At 59.9% G+C, this 22,254-nt stretch carries 21 protein-coding genes; 5 read left to right on the plus strand and 16 right to left on the minus strand.

Annotated elements, in window-relative coordinates; translation table 11 throughout:
• Positions 1–282 precede the first annotated feature (282 nt).
• Complete coding sequence (locus tag ACIQUB_RS11660; RefSeq protein WP_402929576.1) at positions 283–690, plus strand: response regulator; 408 nt, start codon at positions 283–285, stop codon at positions 688–690.
• A gap of 73 nt (positions 691–763) precedes the next feature.
• On the opposite strand, the gene ACIQUB_RS11665 is transcribed toward ACIQUB_RS11660, so the two are convergent.
• The 6 genes from ACIQUB_RS11665 to ACIQUB_RS11690 form a co-directional block, all read right to left on the minus strand.
• The gene (locus ACIQUB_RS11665) at positions 764–1,366 is read right to left on the minus strand and encodes a HupE/UreJ family protein (RefSeq protein ID WP_402929578.1); all 603 of its coding nucleotides are present in this window, start codon (positions 1,364–1,366) and stop codon (positions 764–766) included.
• A 123-nt stretch (positions 1,367–1,489) separates the two neighbouring features.
• Positions 1,490–2,368 carry a copper homeostasis membrane protein CopD gene (gene copD, locus ACIQUB_RS11670; RefSeq protein ID WP_402929580.1) on the minus strand — a complete coding sequence of 293 codons (879 nt, stop codon included), beginning with the start codon at positions 2,366–2,368 and terminating at the stop codon, positions 1,490–1,492.
• Positions 2,365–2,733: a copper homeostasis periplasmic binding protein CopC gene (gene copC / locus ACIQUB_RS11675; protein WP_402929582.1), complete on the minus strand. Its 369-nt coding sequence runs from the start codon at positions 2,731–2,733 to the stop codon at positions 2,365–2,367. Before copC ends, copD begins: the two co-directional genes overlap by 4 nt.
• A gap of 56 nt (positions 2,734–2,789) precedes the next feature.
• Positions 2,790–3,293 carry a copper chaperone PCu(A)C gene (locus tag ACIQUB_RS11680; RefSeq protein WP_402929584.1) on the minus strand — a complete coding sequence of 168 codons (504 nt, stop codon included), beginning with the start codon at positions 3,291–3,293 and terminating at the stop codon, positions 2,790–2,792.
• A 644-nt stretch (positions 3,294–3,937) separates the two neighbouring features.
• Positions 3,938–5,479: an O-antigen translocase gene (locus ACIQUB_RS11685; protein ID WP_402929586.1), complete on the minus strand. Its 1,542-nt coding sequence runs from the start codon at positions 5,477–5,479 to the stop codon at positions 3,938–3,940.
• A 91-nt stretch (positions 5,480–5,570) separates the two neighbouring features.
• A complete protein-coding gene (locus tag ACIQUB_RS11690) occupies positions 5,571–6,884 on the minus strand; it encodes an SLBB domain-containing protein (protein WP_402929588.1) in 1,314 nt (437 codons plus the stop codon).
• A 469-nt stretch (positions 6,885–7,353) separates the two neighbouring features.
• Here ACIQUB_RS11690 and ACIQUB_RS11695 point away from each other — a divergent pair, with 469 nt between their 5' ends.
• Entirely contained in the window at positions 7,354–8,889 is a 1,536-nt protein-coding gene (locus ACIQUB_RS11695; RefSeq protein ID WP_402929590.1) for a GumC family protein, read from the plus strand.
• A gap of 109 nt (positions 8,890–8,998) precedes the next feature.
• Positions 8,999–9,730 carry a CpsD/CapB family tyrosine-protein kinase gene (locus ACIQUB_RS11700; RefSeq protein WP_402930270.1) on the plus strand — a complete coding sequence of 244 codons (732 nt, stop codon included), beginning with the start codon at positions 8,999–9,001 and terminating at the stop codon, positions 9,728–9,730.
• A gap of 22 nt (positions 9,731–9,752) precedes the next feature.
• Here ACIQUB_RS11700 and ACIQUB_RS11705 read toward each other — a convergent pair whose 3' ends face one another.
• From ACIQUB_RS11705 to ACIQUB_RS11745, 9 genes are all read right to left on the minus strand, one after another.
• A complete protein-coding gene (locus ACIQUB_RS11705; protein WP_402930272.1) occupies positions 9,753–10,229 on the minus strand; it encodes a hypothetical protein in 477 nt (158 codons plus the stop codon).
• Positions 10,230–10,359: 130 nt separating this feature from the next.
• Entirely contained in the window at positions 10,360–11,127 is a 768-nt protein-coding gene (locus ACIQUB_RS11710) for a fumarylacetoacetate hydrolase family protein (protein ID WP_402929592.1), read from the minus strand.
• Between the two features lie 85 nt (positions 11,128–11,212).
• Positions 11,213–12,595 (minus strand): FGGY-family carbohydrate kinase, encoded by a 1,383-nt coding sequence (locus ACIQUB_RS11715; RefSeq protein ID WP_402929594.1) that lies wholly within the window; start codon positions 12,593–12,595, stop codon positions 11,213–11,215.
• Positions 12,592–12,912 (minus strand): L-rhamnose mutarotase, encoded by a 321-nt coding sequence (gene rhaM / locus ACIQUB_RS11720; RefSeq protein ID WP_111560877.1) that lies wholly within the window; start codon positions 12,910–12,912, stop codon positions 12,592–12,594. Before rhaM ends, ACIQUB_RS11715 begins: the two co-directional genes overlap by 4 nt.
• Positions 12,909–13,922, minus strand: coding sequence for an ABC transporter permease (locus ACIQUB_RS11725; protein ID WP_402929597.1), 1,014 nt, complete (start codon positions 13,920–13,922; stop codon positions 12,909–12,911). Before ACIQUB_RS11725 ends, rhaM begins: the two co-directional genes overlap by 4 nt.
• Positions 13,919–14,920: an ABC transporter permease gene (locus ACIQUB_RS11730; RefSeq protein ID WP_402929599.1), complete on the minus strand. Its 1,002-nt coding sequence runs from the start codon at positions 14,918–14,920 to the stop codon at positions 13,919–13,921. Before ACIQUB_RS11730 ends, ACIQUB_RS11725 begins: the two co-directional genes overlap by 4 nt.
• A 9-nt stretch (positions 14,921–14,929) precedes the next feature.
• Entirely contained in the window at positions 14,930–16,465 is a 1,536-nt protein-coding gene (locus ACIQUB_RS11735; RefSeq protein ID WP_402929601.1) for a sugar ABC transporter ATP-binding protein, read from the minus strand.
• Positions 16,466–16,536: 71 nt separating this feature from the next.
• Positions 16,537–17,532, minus strand: coding sequence for a rhamnose ABC transporter substrate-binding protein (rhaS, locus tag ACIQUB_RS11740; protein WP_112424868.1), 996 nt, complete (start codon positions 17,530–17,532; stop codon positions 16,537–16,539).
• Between the two features lie 50 nt (positions 17,533–17,582).
• Entirely contained in the window at positions 17,583–18,392 is an 810-nt protein-coding gene (locus ACIQUB_RS11745) for a DeoR/GlpR family DNA-binding transcription regulator (RefSeq protein WP_402929604.1), read from the minus strand.
• A gap of 199 nt (positions 18,393–18,591) precedes the next feature.
• Between ACIQUB_RS11745 and ACIQUB_RS11750 the strand changes: the two genes are divergently transcribed.
• Positions 18,592–20,688, plus strand: coding sequence for a bifunctional rhamnulose-1-phosphate aldolase/short-chain dehydrogenase (locus tag ACIQUB_RS11750; RefSeq protein ID WP_402929606.1), 2,097 nt, complete (start codon positions 18,592–18,594; stop codon positions 20,686–20,688).
• 3 nt (positions 20,689–20,691) lie between these two features.
• Here ACIQUB_RS11750 and ACIQUB_RS11755 read toward each other — a convergent pair whose 3' ends face one another.
• Entirely contained in the window at positions 20,692–20,850 is a 159-nt protein-coding gene (locus ACIQUB_RS11755) for a YqaE/Pmp3 family membrane protein (protein ID WP_402929608.1), read from the minus strand.
• A gap of 84 nt (positions 20,851–20,934) precedes the next feature.
• Here ACIQUB_RS11755 and rhaI point away from each other — a divergent pair, with 84 nt between their 5' ends.
• The gene (gene rhaI, locus ACIQUB_RS11760; protein ID WP_402929610.1) at positions 20,935–22,227 is read left to right on the plus strand and encodes an L-rhamnose catabolism isomerase; all 1,293 of its coding nucleotides are present in this window, start codon (positions 20,935–20,937) and stop codon (positions 22,225–22,227) included.
• Positions 22,228–22,254 lie beyond the last annotated feature (27 nt).

The raw sequence follows: 22,254 nt of genomic DNA on the forward strand, positions 1-22,254 counted from the left end.
CAATATGCTGGCGCCTCATTTGGCGGCAACTCTCCCCACTCGCATCCCTGTTGTCAACTCGGATGGAGCGTCGCCCGGCAGTAAATCTCAATCGTGTTACAGCACCATCAAGACCGGCTGCGGATCTCTGAGAGAGCATGCGTTACGAAAGACTGAAATTAGTATTTTGTTAACACTAACAATATCTTAACTGAAAATAAAGCTGTCCCGCGCCGGAACATATCTGTTGCCTAGCCGTTTTCCGTCCGAGTTCTGGTGAAAATGAGTAACAGGGGGCCAAGTATGGGCACCGGCGTTGAGTACAATTCACAGACTGAAAATAGCACCAAGCAGCGTGTCCTCATCGTCGAGGACGAGCTTTTCATCGCGCTTGATCTCGAGGAAACGATAAAAGAGATGGGCTTCGACGTCGCCGGCCTGGCGAACGGCCGTGATCAGGCGCTGCAGCTTGCGCGTGACGCCGATATTGCCTTCGTCGACGTCAACCTCTCGGATGGGCCGACAGGCCCGGAAATAGGCCGCCGTCTGGTGGAGGAATTCGGGGTGACCGTGGTGTTCATGACCGGCAATCCGGAGGCCGTGGCGGACAAGCTGAACGGCGCACTTGGTGTCGTCACCAAGCCGGCCATGCCCTCGATCGTGCAGCGAACGCTCAGAAAAGCAGCGGAATTTCGCCGCGGCTTGAATTAGAAACGCCGAGTTGTCTCCGCGAAACCTTATGATGAGGAGCCGACAAGGCCCCTCATCCCAGAGCATAGAGCAATCAGATGAGACCGGTCAGCAGGCCGATCCCCGCCAGTGCCGCGACACCGCCGGCGGAGCGCGTCACGAGAGCGCCTTTGGCATCACCGGCACGTGCAATCGCAAAGCCCATAGCAAGACCGATGGCGTGCAGCATGGCCGTCGCGATCATGAAGCCGGCGGCGTAAGACATGCCTGCGGCGGCAGCCGGCATTTCCGAACCATGCGCATGACCGTGGAAAACGGCGAACAGACCAACCAGACCGGCCGCAACGGCAACCGGCGCACGAACGTTAAGCGCGATGACGGCGCCGAGAACGATCACCGAAAGCGCAATCCCGGCTTCCACGAAGGGGATCGAGATACCGATCATGCCGAGCGCTCCGCCGAGGCCCATGACGGCGACGAAGGTGGCAGGCACCATCCAGACGGCACGGCCGCCAAGCTGCCAGGCGACAACGCCGACCATGATCATGGCGAGGATATGGTCGAGCCCGGACATCGGGTGGCTGAAGCCATGCGCGAAGCCGACCGCCTGACCGGCGCCCGGATGGGCGAATGCAAGCGATGGCGCGAGCAGGAGCGCGGCAAGCGCGGCGTTGAATTTGATGCTTTTTGAAAACATGATCGTCCCCATTATCGGTATGCAGTGTTGCGCTGAAAATGACATGGAGAATCAAGGCTTCAAAGCGAAAAAACAGGCAGCACCGTTATTTGACGTAGATGGATTGGACGGCGGCTTTCGCGCCTAGCGTGGCTGCAACGTGCCGAACCAGGCGACGAGCCCGACAACCGTCAAGCCGAGAACGATCTCGGTAATGGCGCAAATCTTCAGCGGAAGAAGAGAGTGGTCTCGAGCGAACTTCGGCACGAAGACATAGCGGTTGATGATGGCGATCGCCACCATTGCCACCACCACCACGATCTTGGCGCTCAGCAGACGCTGATAACCGAACGACCAATCCGACGGCACGCCCCCTAGAATAAGCAGCGTGTTCGAGGCGCCAGAGAGAAGCACAAGTGCAACGGCGACATGTCCTCCAGTCGAAAACCGCATGACCGCGACGCGCGCATCGGCCTGCAGCGTGCCTCGTCCAAGCATAGGCAGGATCAAGAGCACCGGCACCAGCGCACCCAGCCAGGCACCGCCGGCCAGAAGATGCACACCGTCATTGATACGGTGGATCACCCGAAGCCAGCCGCTGTTCATCGCTGCGTGGCCGCTCAGCGTCAGGCTGAGCAGCACGAGTGCCGCACAGACGGCCTGCCCCATTTGCCGATACCGTGACGGAAGAACCATTGTCGCGCCAAGCAACACGACGCCGACGGCCTGGACCATCCAGGCCGTCCCGACATCCGTCTGCGTGAGCACGGCGCCGAGCATCTCCGGCGCGAACAGATCGGACCACCCGTCGCCGATGATCGCCGTGCGGAGCGGGAGCATGGCAACGGTGGAGGCGAACGCGACTGCGATTGCAGCCGCGCTCAACCACCGCAGCCGGTCTCCTACAATGCGTGCAAGTTCGGGCGACACGAGCGCGCAGAGATAGGCGGAGCTACCCCAGATCAGGATGACCGCGGCGTCGAAGAGAAAGCGGCAGACGATAAGGGCCGCATCAGGCGTCACGGCTTGACCGTGAAGCCATAGCTGCCCTTCGTCTTGTGGCCGTCCGTCGACAGCACGTGCCACTCGACGACATACCCGCCGGCATCGAGGCTTCCCGAAACGGGCACCGTCAGCGTTTTTCCGTCGTCGGACAGCTTGGTGTCGCCGGTCGGAACCTGCGTGTCGCCGGCACCGGCAATCGTCGCGCCCGAGAAGCGGAGGTTGAGCTCCTCGGAGAAATGCAGTTCCACCGCTGCGGGGGACACCTGCACCGTGGCCTTGTCGGCGGGAACGCTTGACGTGAGATGCGCATGGGCACTCGCCTGCCCGGCGGCGACAAGAGTAGCAACGAAGGACGCGATAAGGAATTTGCTCGTTCTAGACATAGGATTGCTCATTGTAATGATTCGCTGATTGCTGATGACTGTCTAATACCTGCCGCCTATTGCGGCTTGGACATATCGCTCATCCCGGAATGACCATCCATCTTCATGGCGTTGGCGCCACCTACCGCGAATTCGACATCGACCTGTCCGGCCTTTTCGAACGTCAACGTCGCCTTGACCGTCTCGCCCTGCTTGAAGGGCTCGGCGACGTCCTTGAACATGACGTGATAGCCGCCCGGCTTGAGCTCGACCGCCTGCCCCGCAGGGATGACAAGACCACCCGCAACCGGGCGCATGGTCATGACACCGTTATCGACGTTCATCTGGTGAACTTCCGATGATTTGGCACGCGATGAGGTGATACCGACGAGTTTGTCGTCGGCTTTTCCCTTGTTGGTGATGACCAGATAGCCGCCGCCGACTTTCGCGCCGGGCACCATGGCACGGGCGTTCGGATTGGAGATCTCTATATCGCCTGCGTTGATCGTCTGTGCGCCAGCGGGCGCGATGAAAAGGCCTGCAAGAAGGAGGGTAGCCAGAAGGACTGTAAACTTCTTCATGATGGTGGTTCCTGCCAGAGCGACCGCTGTTTGCCGGCGCTTGCGTGACTAACATGTCATGCGGCACCGGCAGCGGACGTATGTATGGGACAGTAGGAAAGCTATGCGGGATCGGAACGGCGGACCGCATGGCAGCTCATATTTGAGCAGCTTTCAACGGAGGGCCTCTCGGGCCGCCGCCGGGCGATAAAGGCCGGTTTGCGTTAGCCTCAGCATTACGACGCAGGCCAAGATAAGTGGGGATGGAAGCGCTTCGCCATGTGGCGAAAACAGGAATAGGCAAAAGGGCCGACGCGCTGATCCGACAGGCTTCGCAGCCGTGCGTGTGGATCTTGCTGTCGTGGTGTGTCGATTGCGCCCTATCGACCGTACAGATGACCGGCGCGGTCCCATCCGGCAGCACATATTCGGACAGCTCGTCGGGGATGAAAGCGCCATTGGCAAAGGCTGGCGCCTGATGCGTGAAGCCGACAAGGACCAGCGCAAAGGCGCAGCTGATACGCACCAGCCATCGAACTATGCCTGCTTCCGCCGCTCTCACCTGAGTCCTCACCGCTCACTTGCATCGTCTTTACGCAAAATGCCGACAAATCTCAATGCGGCAGTTTCGGCAATCGGCAAGCGATGTTGGACTCTTCAGCTTTTCACGGGACCTGGCGCACCGAACCGGACCAAGCCAGCGCAGCGCGACCGAGCCGCGTTCTGACGACGCGCGGCAACGCTTCCGGCGGCAGCAGCTCGGCAAGGGTCTTTAGCGAGTAGAGCCCCGTGGCAGCCGTCGCCGCGCACCCCATCGATGCGGCGAGCCATACCGGCAGGAACTGGAACGCCAGAAAAATCAGCCCCGACAGCGGAAGGTACACCATGACAAGGATGCGATTGATCGCCGAGTAGCGGAAACCTGTATAGCGCCGCGCGATCCAGTAGATCAGAATGCTGTGCCACACATAAAGGCCAAAGAACGCGATACCGGCACCCACCGTTCCGAATGCCTTGACGCAGATCCAGGCGAGACCGACATGAACGATCGTGGCCGCCACCTCGGTCCAGAAGAATATTCGCTGGGCACCCTTTGCGAGAATGATGAAACCGATGGGCCAGGCTACGATGCGAAGCATCATTCCCAAGCATATCCACCGCAGGAGATCGACGGCCGCATAGAAGGCTGGCGAGTAGAAGGCATGCATGATCGCCGGCGCCAGCGTCAGTGTGGCAAGCAACCCTGGGCCGGCGAGCAACACGCTTACCTGCGTCTGCTCGTTGACCAGCCGGTTGCATTCGCCGTCGTCATTGGCGACGCCGGTCAACCGCGGATAAAAGTCGGTCCCCATTGCCTGCAGAATGAAGCCGGCATACAGCCCACCGAGCGACCATGCGGCCTGATAAAGGCCTGCCGCGACAATGCCCGCCTCGTCCAACACCATGATGCGGATCGCGTAAGCGCTGCCAAAAGTCAGAAACCCACTGACCATGAAGATGAAGCCGAGCTTGAATAGACCGGCAACTTCGAATTGCAGATCCCTGAACGACAAGCGGCACGGCTTGATCTCGATCTTGCGGCTGTACCACCATGACGTCGCTAGCGTTGCCGCCGCGATGCAGACCAGCGACGCCACGATACCCTTTTCACCGTAAAGATAGATGATCGGGATGCTGATCACAGTGCTGAAAAGTGCTCCCAGCATACTGAGGCGAGCAAGGCTGGCGATGTCGCGCACGCCCTGAACAAGAGCCGTCTGCCCTCCAGACATGACCTGGAAAAGAATCACGAGCGACAGCAGCCTGAACGCCATTGCGTGCTGATCGTCGCCGAATGTCCATCTGGCAATCGGCGCAGCAAGCAGCGCCATCACCAGCGTTCCGAGAAGCCCGAGCACCACCGAGATGCGCCTGAGGGCTGTGGCAGTCCTTGCAATACGATCTGGGTCGTTGCTGCCGACGGATTCTGCAATCTGCCGGACGCCGCTTGCGTTCATCCCGAAGCCAGCGACGGAATGAACGATATCGATTGTTGCGTTGTAAAGCCCGATCAGACCCACGCCTTCCGGCCCTAGCAGCAACGCCATCGCTTTGTTGCGAATAATCGAAAAGCCGATGTTCACAACGGATGACCCACCGATCAAAACCGTGGATTTCAGGATCTGAGTGTAGCTCTGCCGCCCCGTCGAGTGCACATCCACCGCCATCAAGGCACACTACCCTGCAACTGTTTACCTTCGGCCGACCGCATGCGCGAACACACAATACGCCCGTGGTTCTTGCGCGATAGGAGAATGCTCATCGGCTGGCCTGATCCGCGCCCGAGATGGCGGAAACCTGCTCGACCGGCTTCACAGCTTCTATAGGAGGTCGAGTCACCTTGACGACATCGCCGGGTAAAAGTGCCATCGTCTCGGACGCTGAGATCTCGTTTATCGTCCCGTTTTCCCTGCGCACGATGACGAACGTCAAGACCGGTTTCTCATCCTGCTTTAAGGCCCCGCCAAGAGACTGCAGCCTGTCCAACACGAGTTTCTGACTGGTTTCACGCTTGAGTTTCAGTTGGACGAGCGTTGCTCGCTCGGCCTGGAGATCCGAAGCGACTTCCGTCTTTCGCTCATCATACAGCGCTTGCAGGTCCCTGGTCGTCTGGCTGATGTTTTGGCGAGCGCGCATGATCGCCGTGCTTATGTCCAGCCGGGTGTCTTGATAGGTTCTCAGCGACCGCTCGACCTCGCCCTGCCGGGTCGCCACCACCGCGCCCTTGGCAACGAGCATCGCCGTGCTGTCCACCTGCTGCTGTATAGATTTGATATTCTCGTCTGTGCTCTTTGTCTTCTGTTCGAGAACGCCGATTTCGTCATTGAGCAAATCGCGCAGCTCGGCAAATGATTTTGCCTTGCGATCAACGGCGTTTGCCCTGGCTTCGAAAATGACCTTCTCCTGATTATAGACGGCCGCGGCGAACGGGTCCGCCTTGTCAGGCTGCTGGGAGAAATCGACCGAGGTTGCGCCCGCCATCTCGGCTTCGAGGCGAACGATCTTGGCGTTGCTGCGGGTGATGGAGTCGTCCAGTTCCTTCAAGTCGCCAGCCAACCGCGTCACTTCGCCGGCCCCGTCAAGCGCCAGAGGCGCGCGGTACTCCCCGCCACCCAAAGCCAGCGCCTGCAATACGGTCAGCCCCGAACTGAACCTGTACTCGCCCGGCCTGGACACGTCGCCAACAACATAGATCGGCGGATAATCCAATATCTGGACAGTTGCTGCCGGCGCATCGACGAGGCCGATCTTCTCCTTGAGACGTTCGGCGATTTCCGCGGCAAGGCCGTCATCATCAAGATCTCCGACCGCAACGCTGCCGATCACCGGAACGAACAACGTGCCAGCATCCGAAATGGTAAAATCGCCGCCGATCGAACCCCATTGTTCATAGACACCCTTGGTAGGCATCCACTGCACAACGCTTAATCTGATCTTCGTGTGAGGCGGAAGCGGAGCACCGGCAGCGGTGCCGGCAAACATGGCCGTCCCCAACGCAAGCAGCGTCAGCAGCCTCCCCAGCCGCGTTGGCTGATGGCGACTTGTCGAAAAACGAATGCGTTGCATGACCATGCTCGATCATTCCTCACCGTAGCGCGAAAACGTTCGTAATACTGCAGAACCCGCCGAGTAATTCCTCGTCCTGCAGTGTGAAAGCAGGACTTAATTGAATTTCGCAGAATTATTATTCATTATATTATTACGTAAGATCAATATCTCCCTCTCTACCAAAATAGACTAGTTTCCGCGCAAATTATCGGCGATCGGGCGACCCCAAAGGCTGCCGCGGGAGAAATTCATAAAGCAACTCAGAGAATTATCGTCAGGATCTGAATAGAAATCCAGACATCATAGTATAGAATTGACTTAAATCAAATTAACCCAAAACTAAACTTACAAAACTCGACACCCTGTCCAAAGGTACTAGCAACCCGGGCGCTGCATCCACTATCGATGAACTACCCTCGGCTGGGGAACTGACCGAAAATGAGCGCACGTAAAAGCACCTTCAGATTCTCAGGATCAGTCAGGCGAACTTGTAATGGGTGATATTGATATTCGTTTCTACTTGTCGATCCTGCTAAGGCGACTGCCGCACATCATTGTTCTCACCTTCATCACGACAGCGATCGCGCTCGCCATCGCCCTGCTGTTGCCGAAGTCCTACCAATCAACGGCTAAAATTCTCGTCGAGGCCCCACAGATACCGACGAATCTGGTCAAGTCGACGGTCCCTACCAGCTCGCTTGAGCAGTTGTTGATCCTGCAGCAGCAGATGACGACAGGCGACAACCTGGTGCAACTCGCGGACAAGCTCGATGTCTACGGAAGCGACCGAGAAGAGCTTTCGACCGATGCGGTGATCAAGGACATGCGTTCGCGTATCACCTTTGATCAACTGCCACTCGGCGACGGAGCGACGACGGTTTTCAGCATCGTCTTCGAAGCCGGAACGCCGGAACTGGCGGCAAGAGCCGCCAACGAGCTTTCGTCGTCCATTCTGCTTGGTAACCAGCGCCAGCGCACGGACCGCGCCGGCGATACGCTGCAGTTCTTCAATGATGAAGTGAAGCGACTAGACATTGAATTGAACCGGATTGAGGCCGATCTCCTCAAATTCAAGACCGATCACAGAGATACCCTTCCAGAGAGCCTGGAATTCCGTCGGCAACAACAGACCAGCCAGCAGGAACGCCTTGTGGCGCTGGAACGTGAAGAAGCGGATCTTCGCGCGCGGAGAAGTTTGCTCGCCGAAAATGCGATCACGACAGGCAACGTCGGTCCGCTTAGCACCGAGCAACAGATGCTTCTGGATCTCAACAAGGCCTTGGCCGAACAGCTGGCAATCTTCTCCGAAGACAGCCCCAATATCGTCAACCTGCGCGCGCGCATTGCGGCCCTGCGCGGCAAGGGCGCAGCAAAGGCCACTGGGCAGGCCGGCAAGCAGGGCGCGTCAGCTCTCGATCTTCAGCTGGCGGATATCGACAAGCGCCTTGAGGCGATCGATAGCGAACGCGCATCCCTGACGCAGAGCATCGCCGACCTTACGAAATCCGTGAGCGAGACCCCCGCGACGCAGACGGCGCTGAACGTTATCGAGCGCAATCTCGGCAACATTCAGACGCAGTACAACACTGCCATTGCGCGGCGAGCGGAAGCATCCCTGGGTACGCAGATCGAAGCGCGCTCCGATGGCGGCCGTTTCTCCTTGCTCGAAGCCGCCAAGCCGCCGGAATCACCGGTGAAGTCAAAACGCCGCCTGGTCGTGCTTGCTGGTGGTCTCGGTGGGATAGCCCTCGGCCTCGGCCTCACCTTCCTGCTCGAAATGATGAACCGCACGATCCGCAGACCGTCGGAACTGAGCCAGCTCCTGCAGCGTCAACCGCTCGGTGTCATTCCGTATATCGAGTCACCGACCGAGACGACCGGCGGTTTCTATAACAAGAGGTTCGCGGCAGCCGCCGTTTCGGCGAGCATCATTCCCGCCTCCCTCCTGATCATTCATTACTTCTATGCACCGTTGGCGAGCGCTTTTCAAAGGCTGCTATCCGGCTTCATGAAGCCCGGTTCGATGTAATGTGAAGCACCGAAGCTATTCAGCTGCATCGAACAAGAGAGTTGAGGCAAACCCAATGGAACAGACTCTGGTATCGTCGTTCTCGCAAGCGCTCCAGGAGAAGAATAACATGTCCACAGCGCCTTCGCGGGAGATCAGCGAGATAGCCTGGGAGAAGCTTCAGTCATTCACCCCGGATGCGAGCCTCGTTGCGAAAAACCGTATCGTGACAGTCAATCGTTCGGACACCGCGCACACCGCTTTCGACATGATGCGCACCAAAATCCTGCAGAACATGCGGGAGAACAATTGGACGTCTGTCGCCATTACCTCGCCGACGCCGGGTTGCGGCAAGACCTTTACAGCGCTCAACCTTGCCTTCAGCCTGGCGAACCAGAAAGACTGTCGCACCGCTCTGTTGGATCTCGACATGAAGCGTCCCCAGGTCGGCAAGACGCTTGGTATGCGCGATACCGCATCGATGGAGTCATTTCTGCGCGGCGAGCTGCAGGCCGACGATATCTTCAGGCGCCACGGCGACAATCTCGCCATTGCCGCCAATAAGCAATCCGTGCAGTTCTCCGCCGAACTGCTCCAGAGTGCCGCCTCGACCCTGGCGTTGCAGGACATGCGTCAACGCATGCGTCCGGATATTGTCATCTATGATCTCCCCCCGATGCTTTCGACCGACGATGTCCTAGCGTTCCTGCCGAACGTCGATTGCATAATCCTGGTTGCCGCCGCGGAGCAGAGCACGCTGAGCGAAATCGATATCTGCGAACAGACACTTAGCGAGAAAACGAACGTTCTCGGGGTGGTGCTGAACAAATGCAAGTTCAGTGCCGAAAAGTACGGATACTAGTAGGACTGCTCGGCGCCTAGGGCTAGTTTCGTTGCAGGTTGATCTCGCTCGTCACGACCTGCTTGCCGGATGCGGGGTCCTTGTCGACCGTTCTGATCCTCAGCGCGTTTGCGCCGGAGCGCCGGATGGTCATGGTCGCGGCACGGTCGCCATTGACGATCCTCGACCAAGTGACCGCGAGCTCGATTGCATCGCCCTGCCTTGCGCCGTTGAGTGAAGAAACCCTACCCGAGGGGCCAATGTACCGGCCAGCGTACTTGCCGCCCATCGCGGTCAGCTGCGCGGATACCGCGCGCGAGACGACCAGCATACCGGTGCACTTGCCATCCATAGATAGCGCTTCACCATTGGCTTTCGATTGAAACCTGCAGCTCAGATTGATTGGAGACGAGGCCGTTGTCCGCTTCATCATGCCACTTCCTGTCCAACTGCCGGCGAGCGATTGGAGGAACGGCGCCTCGCTCGCGGATGCGCCCCAGGCAGCGCAGAGAACGAGCATACACAAGGCGAGACGATATACCCCCATCACATCCTCCCGAAGTTCAATCCGGGAGAATGCGTGAGCAGCGCCGATGTTCCGCGCTTTTTTCCGCCGCCTGTGCGAAGGCGGAGAAAATCGCGCCACCTAGTCAGACGATCGAAAGGCTGAGACGCGTTTCGTTGCCGAGGACGATGTCGATTGGGCCGCGCGAGGTCAGTTCGATCGCTCCGCAGAGCGTGCCCGTGGTGATCAGCGCGCCCTTCTTCAGCGAGGTATGCGGGCGCAGCTTGTCATTCGCGTAGGACAGCAGCCATACCAGCACATCATCCTTCGGATGGCGCGCCAGGGCGTCATAGATCACCTGCCCGCCATGCGTCACCTTGAGCGTCGTATTGCCGATGGTGTCGACGATGCTTTTCGGAAGCGCGGGCCCGAGAACATAGCCCTTGTTTCCGATGCGTTCGGCCAGATAGAGCAGGAAGGACACCTGCCCGCTTTCCACAATGCTACTGGCCAGAAGCTCTGCGCCGAGATGGCAGTCTGCGATCGCCGCAACGATCTCCTCGCGCGTATAGTCACCATTTTGACGGACCGGGAGATCCTGTCCCAGGCGGACTGCCACTTCCGCCTCGAATTTCATGCCCGGACGCCACGAAATCGATGCGCCGGAAACGGCCTCGAAATAGGGATGCAAGGGTGCCAAAACAGGCTCGCCCGACGGCGACATGGCCACCTTCCAGGCGTGTGTGGAGATGCGCTCTTCGGCGGCAAGAAAATTCTGCGCATCCATCGCTTCGCGCAATGTCGCGGGCAATACGAAGTCCGCCGTCGGCGCCTTTCCGCCTGCTTTTTCAAGGCCACTCAAACGCGCGGCCAGCGCCCGCGGATCGAAACCCTCGCCGGATGAAACTGTCATGTCGTGCTTTCCTCACCTGGTATGAAATGCGCTTCAACTCTACCGGCATTCATAGATGGCGCAAAGAGGCGATCCGGAAAGAGTCTTATGCGAGCGCGGCGTACCAGCCCCGCCGATACTCCGGCAAGTGAAAGATCTCGCGCGGCGGAAAATGCTTCTCCTTGCCTGTCATCGGAGCAATTCCGGTCAGAAGTGCAGCACCTGCGCTTGTGCCAGTCGAGCCGGGAACGGCGATCACATCCCGGCCGGTGAGCGCCGCGACCACCTCGAGATAGGTCTCGTTCAGCGAAAACGGTCCCTCGACCACAACGGGCCCGCCGGCGCCGATCAAGCCCAGGCATGCATCGGTCATCAGGGCCAGATAGAGGCAGACCGCCGCGTAACGTTCGACAGCACTCGCCGCATCCGCGTTGATCCAGCGCCGCTCCCTGCCGGGGAATGGACCGGACCCGGGCGCCACGTTGGGCAAGAGCATCATGCCCTTATCGATGACGCCGGGCATGGCCGCGACCGCGTCCTCGATCGCCACGGGACCGATCTCGGCGGAAAGAATCTCGAATTCGCGCCCACCCATGAACCGAGACGAGGGCACCGCGCGCCCGTAGGCATCGACATTGGCAAGCGTATCGCGCTTCGGATCGAGATGGTCGAGATCGCCACCCACGCCGAAATTGACCACCCACGTGCCCGTCGAGACGACGGCGAACGGGGCTTGCCGGCTGACCAGATGCGGCAGCAGCGACGCATTGGAATCGTGGATACCGCAATAGACGGGAACGGGTTTGGAAAGCCCGATCTCCTTGGCAATCTCAGGCAGCACTGGTCCGAGCGCATCGAAAGCCGACCGGATCGGCGCCATCTTCGACCGGATGCCCAGCGTGTCGACAAGACTGGAATAGCTCGATTGGCGCGGGTTCCACAGATCCGTATGGCAACCGAGCGACGTCACCTCGTTGGCTGCGACACTAGTCAGGCGCGCCGCCCAGTATTGGGCGTAGGTGACGATGGTGGCGACATTGGCGAACGCCTCAGGAAAAGCCGCCTGCTGATAGTGTAGCTGCGCTCCGATATTCAGGCCCATCGACTGGCGCGGCGAATAGGTTTCGTCGAATGATGGGCGCAGGGCGGTGTAGGCGTCGATAATCTCACGCGAATACTCGTGCTCATAATCGAGCACCGGCATGGCGAGCGCGCCATCCGCAGCAAGCAGAGCCGCGCTTGCACCATGCGTGGTGATCGAGATCGCATCGAAACCGGGGGAAACCGCAAACCGCTTCAGCGCATCGAGCGCGAAAGCCCACAGTGCCTCCACATCATAATGCGGATAGAGACCCGACTTGATCACCACATTCGGGGTTTTGACGACCGCAACCTCAGCGCCGGTGGCGCTGTCGAGCACAACGACCTTGGCATTCGTCTTGCCGATATCGAGAACCGCGACGCGGGCGTAGTTCTGGCTTGATGTCATGGCATATGAAAGACGGTGACGAGGTCGGTCTGAACAGGCGAATTATCCGGATTGGTGGCCATGATATCGCGCATATGCGCCCACCAGCGCTTCATCACGGGATGTTCCGGCAGGCTCGACAGCGTGTTGTCGCTGGTTCGTGTCAACACGCCGAACAACGTGTTCGTCTCGCGGTCGAGATGGATCGAGTAATCGCTGGCGCCGGACTGGTGCAGCAGATCGACCAGCTCCGGCCAGATTTCGTCGTGGCGCTTGATGTACTCGGCTTCCATGCCGGGATTGAGCGTCATCTTGAAGGCGTGTTTTTCCAGCGTCATTTCGAACTCATGGCTTTGATGCGGCGAGCGATGATCGGGATCGCGATGGTGATGATCAGCAGCAGGCCGATGAAGATCGACATGACGATGCCGGGAACGTTGAGCAGACCGAGGCCGAAGGTGACGAGGCCCATGACGAAGGCGGCGATGACGACGCCGCCGATCTTGCCGGAACCGCCGAGGATCGAGACGCCGCCGAGAACAACCATGGTGACGACCTCGAGCTCCCAGCCCTGCGCGATCGATGGGCGGGTCGAGCCGAGGCGGGAGGTCAGGCAGACGGAGGCGATGCCGCTCATCACGCCCGTCAGCATGAAGAGAATGAACTTCACCCGCTCGACCGGGATGCCGGAGAAGCGCGCGGCGAAATCATTGTTGCCGATCGTATAGACCTGACGGCCGAAATTGGTGGCGTGCAGCAGTATGGCGAAAAGGACCGCCAGTACGATGAAGAGCACGAATTCGAAGGAGAAGACCCAGACGACGTATCCCTGCCCGAAGAAGGCGAAATCCTCGGGATAGTTGCCGTAAGCCTGATCGCCCAGCACGATGTAGGAGATGCCGCGAAACAGACTCATCGTTCCGATGGTGACGACGATGGAGGGAAGCTTCATCACCGATACGAGGAAGCCGTTGAACATGCCGCAGAGCAGGCCAACGCCGACGCCGATGGCAACGAGACCAGGCGCGCCGACACCCGCCTGCGCCGCGGCGCCCATGGCGGTCGAGGCGAGCGCGATGATGGCGGCGACTGACAGGTCGATCTCGCCGGATATGACGAGCAGCGCCATGGCGAATGCGATCATCGCCTTTTCGGTGAAGTTGAACGTCGCGTCCGAGAGGTTCCAGGCATCGAGGAAGTAGGGTGACGCCAGCGAATTGAAGATGAAGATCACGACGGCAACGCCGAAGAGTAGCACTTCCCAGCTGGACATGATCCGCTTGAACGGCGTTCCCAGACGATCCGGGATGACGCGTTTTTCGGTGGGCGTGGAAACGACGGTGCTCATGCTGCCACCTCTGCTGGGATTTCCGCGGCGGCCTTGTCGCGGAGGATGATGCGGCCGCGATTGCGCTCGCGCCTTGCGTTGAAGACGACGGCGAGGATGATGACGGTGCCGGAGATCGCCATCTGCGTGAAGGGCGAGATGCCGATGACGGGAAGCGCGTTCTTGATCACGCCGAGGAAGAGCGCACCGAGCACGGTGCCGAGCACCGATCCGACGCCGCCGGCGATCGAGATGCCGCCGATGACGCAGGCAGCGACGCTATCGAGCTCGAAGCCGTTGGCGATATCGACATAGGCGACGGCGTAACGCGAAACCCAGAGATAGCTTGCGAGACCGGCAAGCGCCCCCGACAGAACGAAGGCAAGGAACTTGGTCCAGCCGACATCGATACCGGCATAGACGGCCGCTGTCGGATTGCCGCCGGCGGCATAGGTGGAGCGGCCGAACTGGGTGTATTTCAGCACGACATAGATCAGCGCGACGATGATGATCGCGGCCCAGCTCAGCACCGGCATGCCGAGAACGACGGTGCGGGGCACGTTGAGGAAGGTCGGCGTCATCTGGTGCGCATTGACCCACTCGCCACCCGAGAGCACGAAGGCCATGCCGCGATAGATGGTGAGCGTTCCCAATGTCACGACGATCGGCGGGATCTCGAGCGCCCAGACGAGAAAGCCATTGATGGCGCCGAGGCAGGCGCCGATCAGTACAGCGGCGAGGATCAGCACGATCAGCGGCAGATCCGGATGCGCGGCATTCAGCATCGCGATCGCCATGCCGGTGAAGGCGAGGTTGGCGGCAACCGACAGGTCGATCGATTTCGTCAGGATGACGGTCATCTGCGCCAGCGCCAGGATGATCAGGATCGACGTGTCGTTGAAGATGCCGGCGAGGTTTCCGGGCGTTGCAAAGCCATCGGCCCGGGTCGAAAAGGCGGCGATCATCACCGCGATGATGATGAAGAGCAGCGTTTCGCGTTTTCTCAAGAGTCTGGACATCAGCTATCCTCAAGCATTGCCGGTGGCAGCGCGCACCAGCGTTTCCGGCGTCAGGTCCTTGCGCTCGAAAAGGCCGGCCGACAGGCCTTCCTTCATGACAAGCACCCGGTCGGACATTCCGATGATCTCCGGCAGCTCCGAAGAGATCATGATGATGGAGAGGCCCTCGGCGGCGAGCTCGCTGATGAAACCATGCACGGCCGCCTTCGAGCCGATGTCGATCCCCTTGGTCGGCTCATCGAGAATGATGACCTTGGGCATCGTCGCCAGCCACTTGCCGATCACGACCTTCTGTTGGTTGCCGCCCGACAGCGTTCCGACCGGAACCGAAAGTGCCGCGGCACGCAGATCAAGCCGCTCGGCATATTTGCGCGCCAGCGCGAACTCATTGGCCGCCTTCAGGAAGCCTTTGCGCGAGGTGCGCCCGAGCGATGGCAGCGTCATGTTCTGGTAGATCGGCATCGGTAACGCCAGGCCGTGACGGCCGCGCTCTTCCGGGACGTAGACGATACCGGCCCTGATCGCATCGAGCGGCGAATTGATGCTGATCTCCCGGCCGTCGAGCGTCAGCTTGCCGGATAGAGGCTTGGTGATGCCGAACAGCGACTGGCAGAGCTCGGAGCGGCCGGCGCCGATTAGGCCGTAGACGCCAAGGATCTCGCCCTTGCGCAGCGTCAGCGAGATATCGCGGAACTCGGTCTGGTGACAGTATTTCTCGACCTGCAGCACCGGTGCGCCGATCGCGACGTCGATCTTCGGAAACGCGTTCTCGACATCGCGGCCGACCATCATGCGGACGATCTCGTCCTGCGGTGTGGATTTGAGATTGCCGTGGCCGACGGCGCGGCCGTCGCGGAACACCGCGAAATTATCGGCGATCTCATAGAGCTCATCGAACTTGTGGCTGATGAAAAGGATGGCTTTGCCCTGTGCCTTCAGCCCTTCGACGATGCGGAAGAGATCGTCGATCTCCTTGCGCGACAGGGCGGCGGTCGGCTCGTCCATGATGACGATGCGGGCCTCGATCGACAGCGCGCGCGAGATCGCCACGAGGTGGCGCTGCGCGATCGAGAGGTCCTTCAGGCGGATCGTCGGATCGATATTGCTTTCAAGCGAGGTGAGCAGCGCCTTGGCGCGGCTGTTCATCAGCTTCCAGTCGATGGTGCGCAAGCGCGTGCGCGGCGCATGGCCGAGGAAAATGTTTTCGGCAACCGTCAGTTCGTCGAAAAGCACGGTCTCCTGATGGATGGCGGTAACGCCGGCATCGATAGCGGCTTGCGCATTGGCAAACGTCGTCGGCTTGCCATCGACGAGGATCTCGCCTTCGTTCGGGCGATAGATGCCGGTCAGGATCTTGACGAGGGTCGACTTGCCGGCACCGTTTTCGCCGATCAGCGCGGTGACCTTGCCGGGATAGAGCGCGATGCTGACGTTATCGAGCGCCTTCACGCCAGGGAAGATCTGCGAGATGCCGCGCATCTCGAGAATTGCGGGTACGTCGTTTGTCGCGACGCTTGCAACAGGATGTTGAAGGGCGTTGTTCATCAGCGCTTACCAGTGTTCATTGGAAAGGGCCCGGCGGCTGTGCCGCCGGGTTTGTTTCGTCCAAGCGAGGCTTAGAAAACCTTCGAGAACTGGTCGATGTTCGACGCGTTGTAGATGAAAGGGTCGGCCATTGCGGCTTCGCCCTTGTCGTCTACCTTGATCTTGCCCATGCGGCCGGCTTCGATTTCGGTGCCCGGCTTGCCGGTCGCGTCACCCTTTACGAGGTGATAGGCGATCTGCGTCGCGGAGTAGCCGAGATCGATCGGGTTCCAGATCGCGAATTCCTTCGTCGCACCAGACTTGATCGCACCGGCCATTTCGGACGGCAGGCCGAGACCCGTGACATAGACCTTGCCGACGAGACCCTTGTCTTCGACGACCTTGGAAGCGGCCAGAACGCCGACCGTCGTCGGAGCGACGATGACCTTGACGTTCGGGTTGGACTTCAGCAGGCCTTCCGCTTCGCGATAGGACTTGTCGGAAAGGTCGTCGCCGTAAACGGTGGTGACGAGGTTCATGCCGGCGAAGTCCTTGAGCTGCTTCTTCATCTCACCGATCCAGATGTTCTGGTTCGTAGAGGTGGTGGTCGCAGACAGGATCGCGAAGTCGCCCTTGCCGCCTTCCAGATGATCCTTGACGAGCGTCAGGCACATCTTGCCGATCAGTTCATTGGACGACGGGTTCAGCTGCAGGATGCGGCCGTCCTTGTTGACGCCGGAATCCCAGGAGATGACCTTGATGCCGCGCTGCTTGGCCTTCTTGAGAGCCGGGATGACAGCGTCCGGATCGTTCGCGGAGATCGCGATGGCGTCGACGCCCTGCGCGATCAGCGAGTTGATGACTTCGATCTGGCCTTCAGCCGTCGTCGAGGTCGGGCCGGTGTAGATGACTTCCACGCCGCCGAGTTCCTTGGCTGCTTCCTGGGCACCCTTGTTGGCGGCTTCAAAGAAGCCGTTGCCAAGTGACTTGACCACGAGGCCGATCTTGATGTCCTTGGCGCTTGCAGCACCTGCCATCAATGCGACGGCAAAGGCGACGCCCACCGCCAGTGTCTTTGCGAGTTTCATGCTTTCTTCCTCCCACGTTGATTGACTTGACTACATCCTGCCGGCGCCGTTCAGGCGACCGACGAGGAATCCTCCCTTGCCTGCGAGACCATGCTCGCAACGACGAGCTTGACGCCCGCATCCTCGATCATCCGCACCGCCTCGTCGGACACGCCCTCGTCCGTAATGACCGTCGTGACGCGATCGAGCCCGCACAGAATGAGGCTCGATCGGCGATGAAACTTGCTTGAATCGACCATGACGATCAGCTCGTCGGCCTGGTGCATCAGCTTCTGCTCGCTCTGGATGATCTGCGCATCCGCTTCCATGATGCCGAGCGGCCCCACGCCCTGCGCGCCGATGAAGAAGCGCCGCGCATAAAAGTTGCGGATCGCGTCATTGTCGAAGGGCGACAGGATGAGGCTCTGCTCGCGATAGATCACGCCACCAGGAACCGTCACCGTGTTCTTCGAATGCTTGACCAGATGCTCGGCGATCGCGAACGAATTGGTCATCACCTGCATGCGATGCGCCGCCATGAAATGCACCATCTGGAAGGTGGTCGTTCCACCGTTGATGATGATGGCGTCGCCAGGATCGCAGAGTTCGACAGCTGCGCGCGCAATTGCGCGTTTCTTATCGGAATTGACCGATTCTGAAACCCTGAAAGGCCTCCCGGCGAGATTGCCGAGCTGCGGCGGATGCACGGCTTCCGCGCCGCCACGCACGCGCCGGATCTTTCCCTGCACATGGAGAGCCGCGATGTCACGCCGGATCGTCGCCTCGGAAGCCTCGGTCAGCTCGGAAATATCCTGAACCGTCACGACCGACTTTTCCTGTACGGCGCTCAATATGATGCGATGGCGTTCGCGTTCGTGCATGGGTTCCTCCTGCATCGTTTATTTCGCAGTTGTGACTATGTGTCAATCACAAACGATCATATTTTTCCATATTGCGTTGCAACATAATCGTTTTTGATCGTTTTCGATTGACAACGGCGCTTTTGATGAGCGATACCGTCACCGCAAAGGGCGTATTACTCATTTTCGCGTCCTGAAGAATTCTACATGGGAGGATGACATGGCGGCAACCGTCCGGCTTCTGGATAACCGTTGGGATGACTCGTACGCTGCAGGGCTGGATGAGCCTGGGAAGCTGCTCTATCGCTCGAACCTGCTGGGCGCCGACAAGCGCATCACCAACTATGGCGGCGGCAACACGTCGGCCAAGGTCATGGAAACCGACCCGCTCACCGGCGAAAAGGTCAAGGTTCTCTGGGTCAAGGGTTCGGGCGGCGACGTCGGCACCATCAAGCTCGATGGCTTTGCCACCCTCTATCAGGACAAGCTGGATTCGCTGAAGGGCATCTACAAGGGCGTTGAAGACGAAGACCGCATGGTCGGCTTCCTTCCGCATTGCACCTACAATCTCAACAGCCGCGCCGCCTCGATCGACACGCCGCTGCATGGTTTCGTGCCCTCCACGCACGTCGACCACATGCATCCTGACGCGATTATCGCGATCGCCGCCTCGAAGAACTCCAAGGAGCTGACCCAGCAGATCTTCGGTGCCGACATCGGTTGGCTGCCCTGGCGCCGCCCGGGCTTCCAGCTCGGCCTCGACCTCGAAGCCTTCGTCAAGGCAAACCCGAATTCCAAGGGCGTCGTGCTCGAAAGCCATGGCCTCTTCACCTGGGCCAACGACGCCAAGGCCTGCTACGAGTTGACGCTCGAGATCATCAACAAGGCAATCGTCTGGTTTGCCGAAAAGACCGAAGGCAAGACGATTTTCGGTGGTGCCGCCACTGAGAGCTTGGCCGCCGAACAGCGCCGCGCCATCGCCGCCCGCCTGATGCCCGAAATTCGCGGCCGCATCGGCAAGACGGAACGCAAGCTCGGCCATTTCGATGACCAGGACGCCGTTCTTGAATTCGTCAACTCGAAGAACTTGGCACCGCTCGGTGCGCTCGGCACCAGCTGCCCCGACCACTTCCTGCGCACCAAGATCCGCCCGCTGATCGTCGATTTCGACCCGGCGAAGCCGGATGTGGATGCGATCGTTGCCGGCCTCGACAAGGCGCTCGAAGACTACCGCGCCGACTACGCGCGTTATTATAACGACTGCAAGCATGACAATTCGCCCGCCATGCGCGACGCGAACCCCGTCATCTTCCTCGTTCCCGGCGTCGGCATGCTGTCTTTTGCCCGCGACAAGGCAACGGCGCGCATCGCCAGCGAGTTCTACGTCAACGCCATCAACGTCATGCGCGGCGCCTCGACCGTTTCCGAATATCAGGGCCTCCCCGAGCAGGAAGCCTTCGACATCGAATACTGGCTGCTCGAAGAAGCCAAGCTTCAGCGCATGCCGAAGCCGAAGAGCCTGGCCGGCAAGGTTGCCTTCGTCACTGGCGGCGCCGGCGGCATCGGCCGTGCTACGGCTGCCCGGCTGATCGGCGAAGGTGCCTGCGTGGTGCTGGCCGATATCGACCAGGAAGCGCTCGACAGCACGAAGGCGGATTTCGCCAAGCAATTCGGCGGCGATGCCGTTCGCGGGGTCAAGCTCGACGTGACCAAGGAAGACGGCGTGATCTCGTCCTTCGCGGAAGCCTGCGTTGAATTCGGCGGCGTCGATATCCTCGTCTCCAACGCTGGTATTGCGTCCTCCGCGCCGATCGAAAGCACCGAGCTTTCGATGTGGAACAAGAACATCGATATCCTGGCGACCGGCTACTTCCTGGTTTCGCGCGAAGCCTTCCGCCTGTTCCGCAAGCAGAACCTCGGCGGGAACGTCGTGTTCGTCGCCTCCAAGAACGGCCTGGCATCGTCTCCGAACGCTGCAGCCTACTGCACGGCCAAGGCTGCCGAGATCCATCTCGCCCGTTGCCTGGCGCTCGAAGGCGCGGAAGCCGGCATTCGCGTCAACACCGTCAACCCGGATGCGGTCCTGCGCGGATCGAAGATCTGGAACGGCGAGTGGCGCGAACAGCGTGCTGCATCGTCGAAGATCGAGATCAACGAGCTTGAGGAGCACTACCGCAAGCGCTCCATGCTGAAGCTCAACGTCTTCCCTGAAGACATCGCCGAAGCCATCTATTTCCTGGCGTCTGATCTCTCGGCAAAGTCCACCGGCAACATCATCAACGTCGATGCCGGCAACGCGCAGAGCTTCCCGCGCTGATCGCTACCGCCGGAGGATCACCCATACCGCATGGATGATCCCCGGCACGTAGCCGCACAGCGTCAGCAGTATATTTAGCCAGAACTGCAGGCCGATACCGACCTGCAGGAATACGCCGACAGGTGGCAGGATGATCGCGAGAAGAATGCGTATGATGTCCAAGGTCGCCTCGTTATTTATTTAGGTATTTCACGCATTGAAACGCGGACAGGAGCTGTTTGTTTCGATGCGAAGAGGGAGGAACTGATGGCCGAAACCAAAATCGCGCAGGATGTGATCGCGCAAGAAAACGACAAACGCGCATCTGCGCTCAAATCCGATTACGAAGCCTTGGGCGCCAATCTTTCACGCCGCGGCGTCGATATCGAAGCGATCACGCGCCGCGTCTCCGAGTTCTTCGTCGCCGTCCCATCCTGGGGCGTCGGCACCGGCGGCACGCGCTTTGCCCGCTTCCCGGGCAACGGCGAGCCGCGCGGGATCTTCGACAAGCTCGACGATTGCTCGGTCATCAACGAGCTCACCCGCGCCACGCCGAACGTCTCTCTCCACATTCCGTGGGACAAGACCGACGTCAAGGAATTGAAGGCGAAGGGCGACCAGCTCGGCCTCGGCTTTGACGCGATGAACTCCAACACCTTTTCCGACGCGCCCGGCCAGGCCCATTCCTACAAGTATGGATCGCTCAGCCACACCGACGCCGCGACCCGCGCGCAGGCTGTCGAGCACAACATCGAATGCATCGAGATCGGCAAGGCGATCGGCTCCAAGGCGCTGACCGTCTGGGTTGGCGACGGTTCGAACTTCCCGGGCCAGAGCAATTTCACCCGCTCCTTCGAACGCTACCTCGCCTCGATGGCCGACATCTACAAGGCGCTGCCTGATGACTGGAAGCTGTTCTCCGAACACAAGATGTACGAGCCGGCCTTCTACTCGACAGTCGTGCAGGATTGGGGCACGAACTACCTGATCGCCCAGACGCTCGGACCGAAGGCACATTGCCTCGTCGACCTCGGCCACCATGCGCCGAACACCAATATCGAGATGATCGTCGCTCGTCTGATCCAGTTCGGTAAGCTCGGCGGCTTCCACTTCAACGACTCTAAGTATGGCGACGACGACCTCGACGCCGGGTCGATCGAGCCTTACCGCCTGTTCCTCGTGTTCAACGAGCTGGTCGAGGCCGAGCAGCGCGGCGTCAACGACTTCAACCCGGCGCATATGATCGACCAGTCGCACAATGTGACAGATCCGATCGAAAGCCTGATCAACAGCGCCAACGAAATTCGCCGCGCCTACGCGCAGGCGCTGATCGTCGACCGCAAGGCGCTGGCAGGCTTCCAGGATGAAAACGACGCCCTGATGGCGACGGAGACGCTGAAGCGCGGCTATCGCACCGATGTCGAGCCGATCCTGGCGGAAGCTCGTCGCCGCGCCGGTGGCGCTATTGATCCCGTCGCGACCTATCGCGCCAGCGGCTACCGCAAGAAGGTCGCCGCGGCACGCCCGGCGTCCGTCGGCGGCAGCGGTGGCATCATCTGAGATCGAAGGCTTGATCGAGCCGCCGCG

The organism is Rhizobium sp. NPDC090275, assembly GCF_044772225.1.
Lineage (GTDB): Bacteria > Pseudomonadota > Alphaproteobacteria > Rhizobiales > Rhizobiaceae > Rhizobium.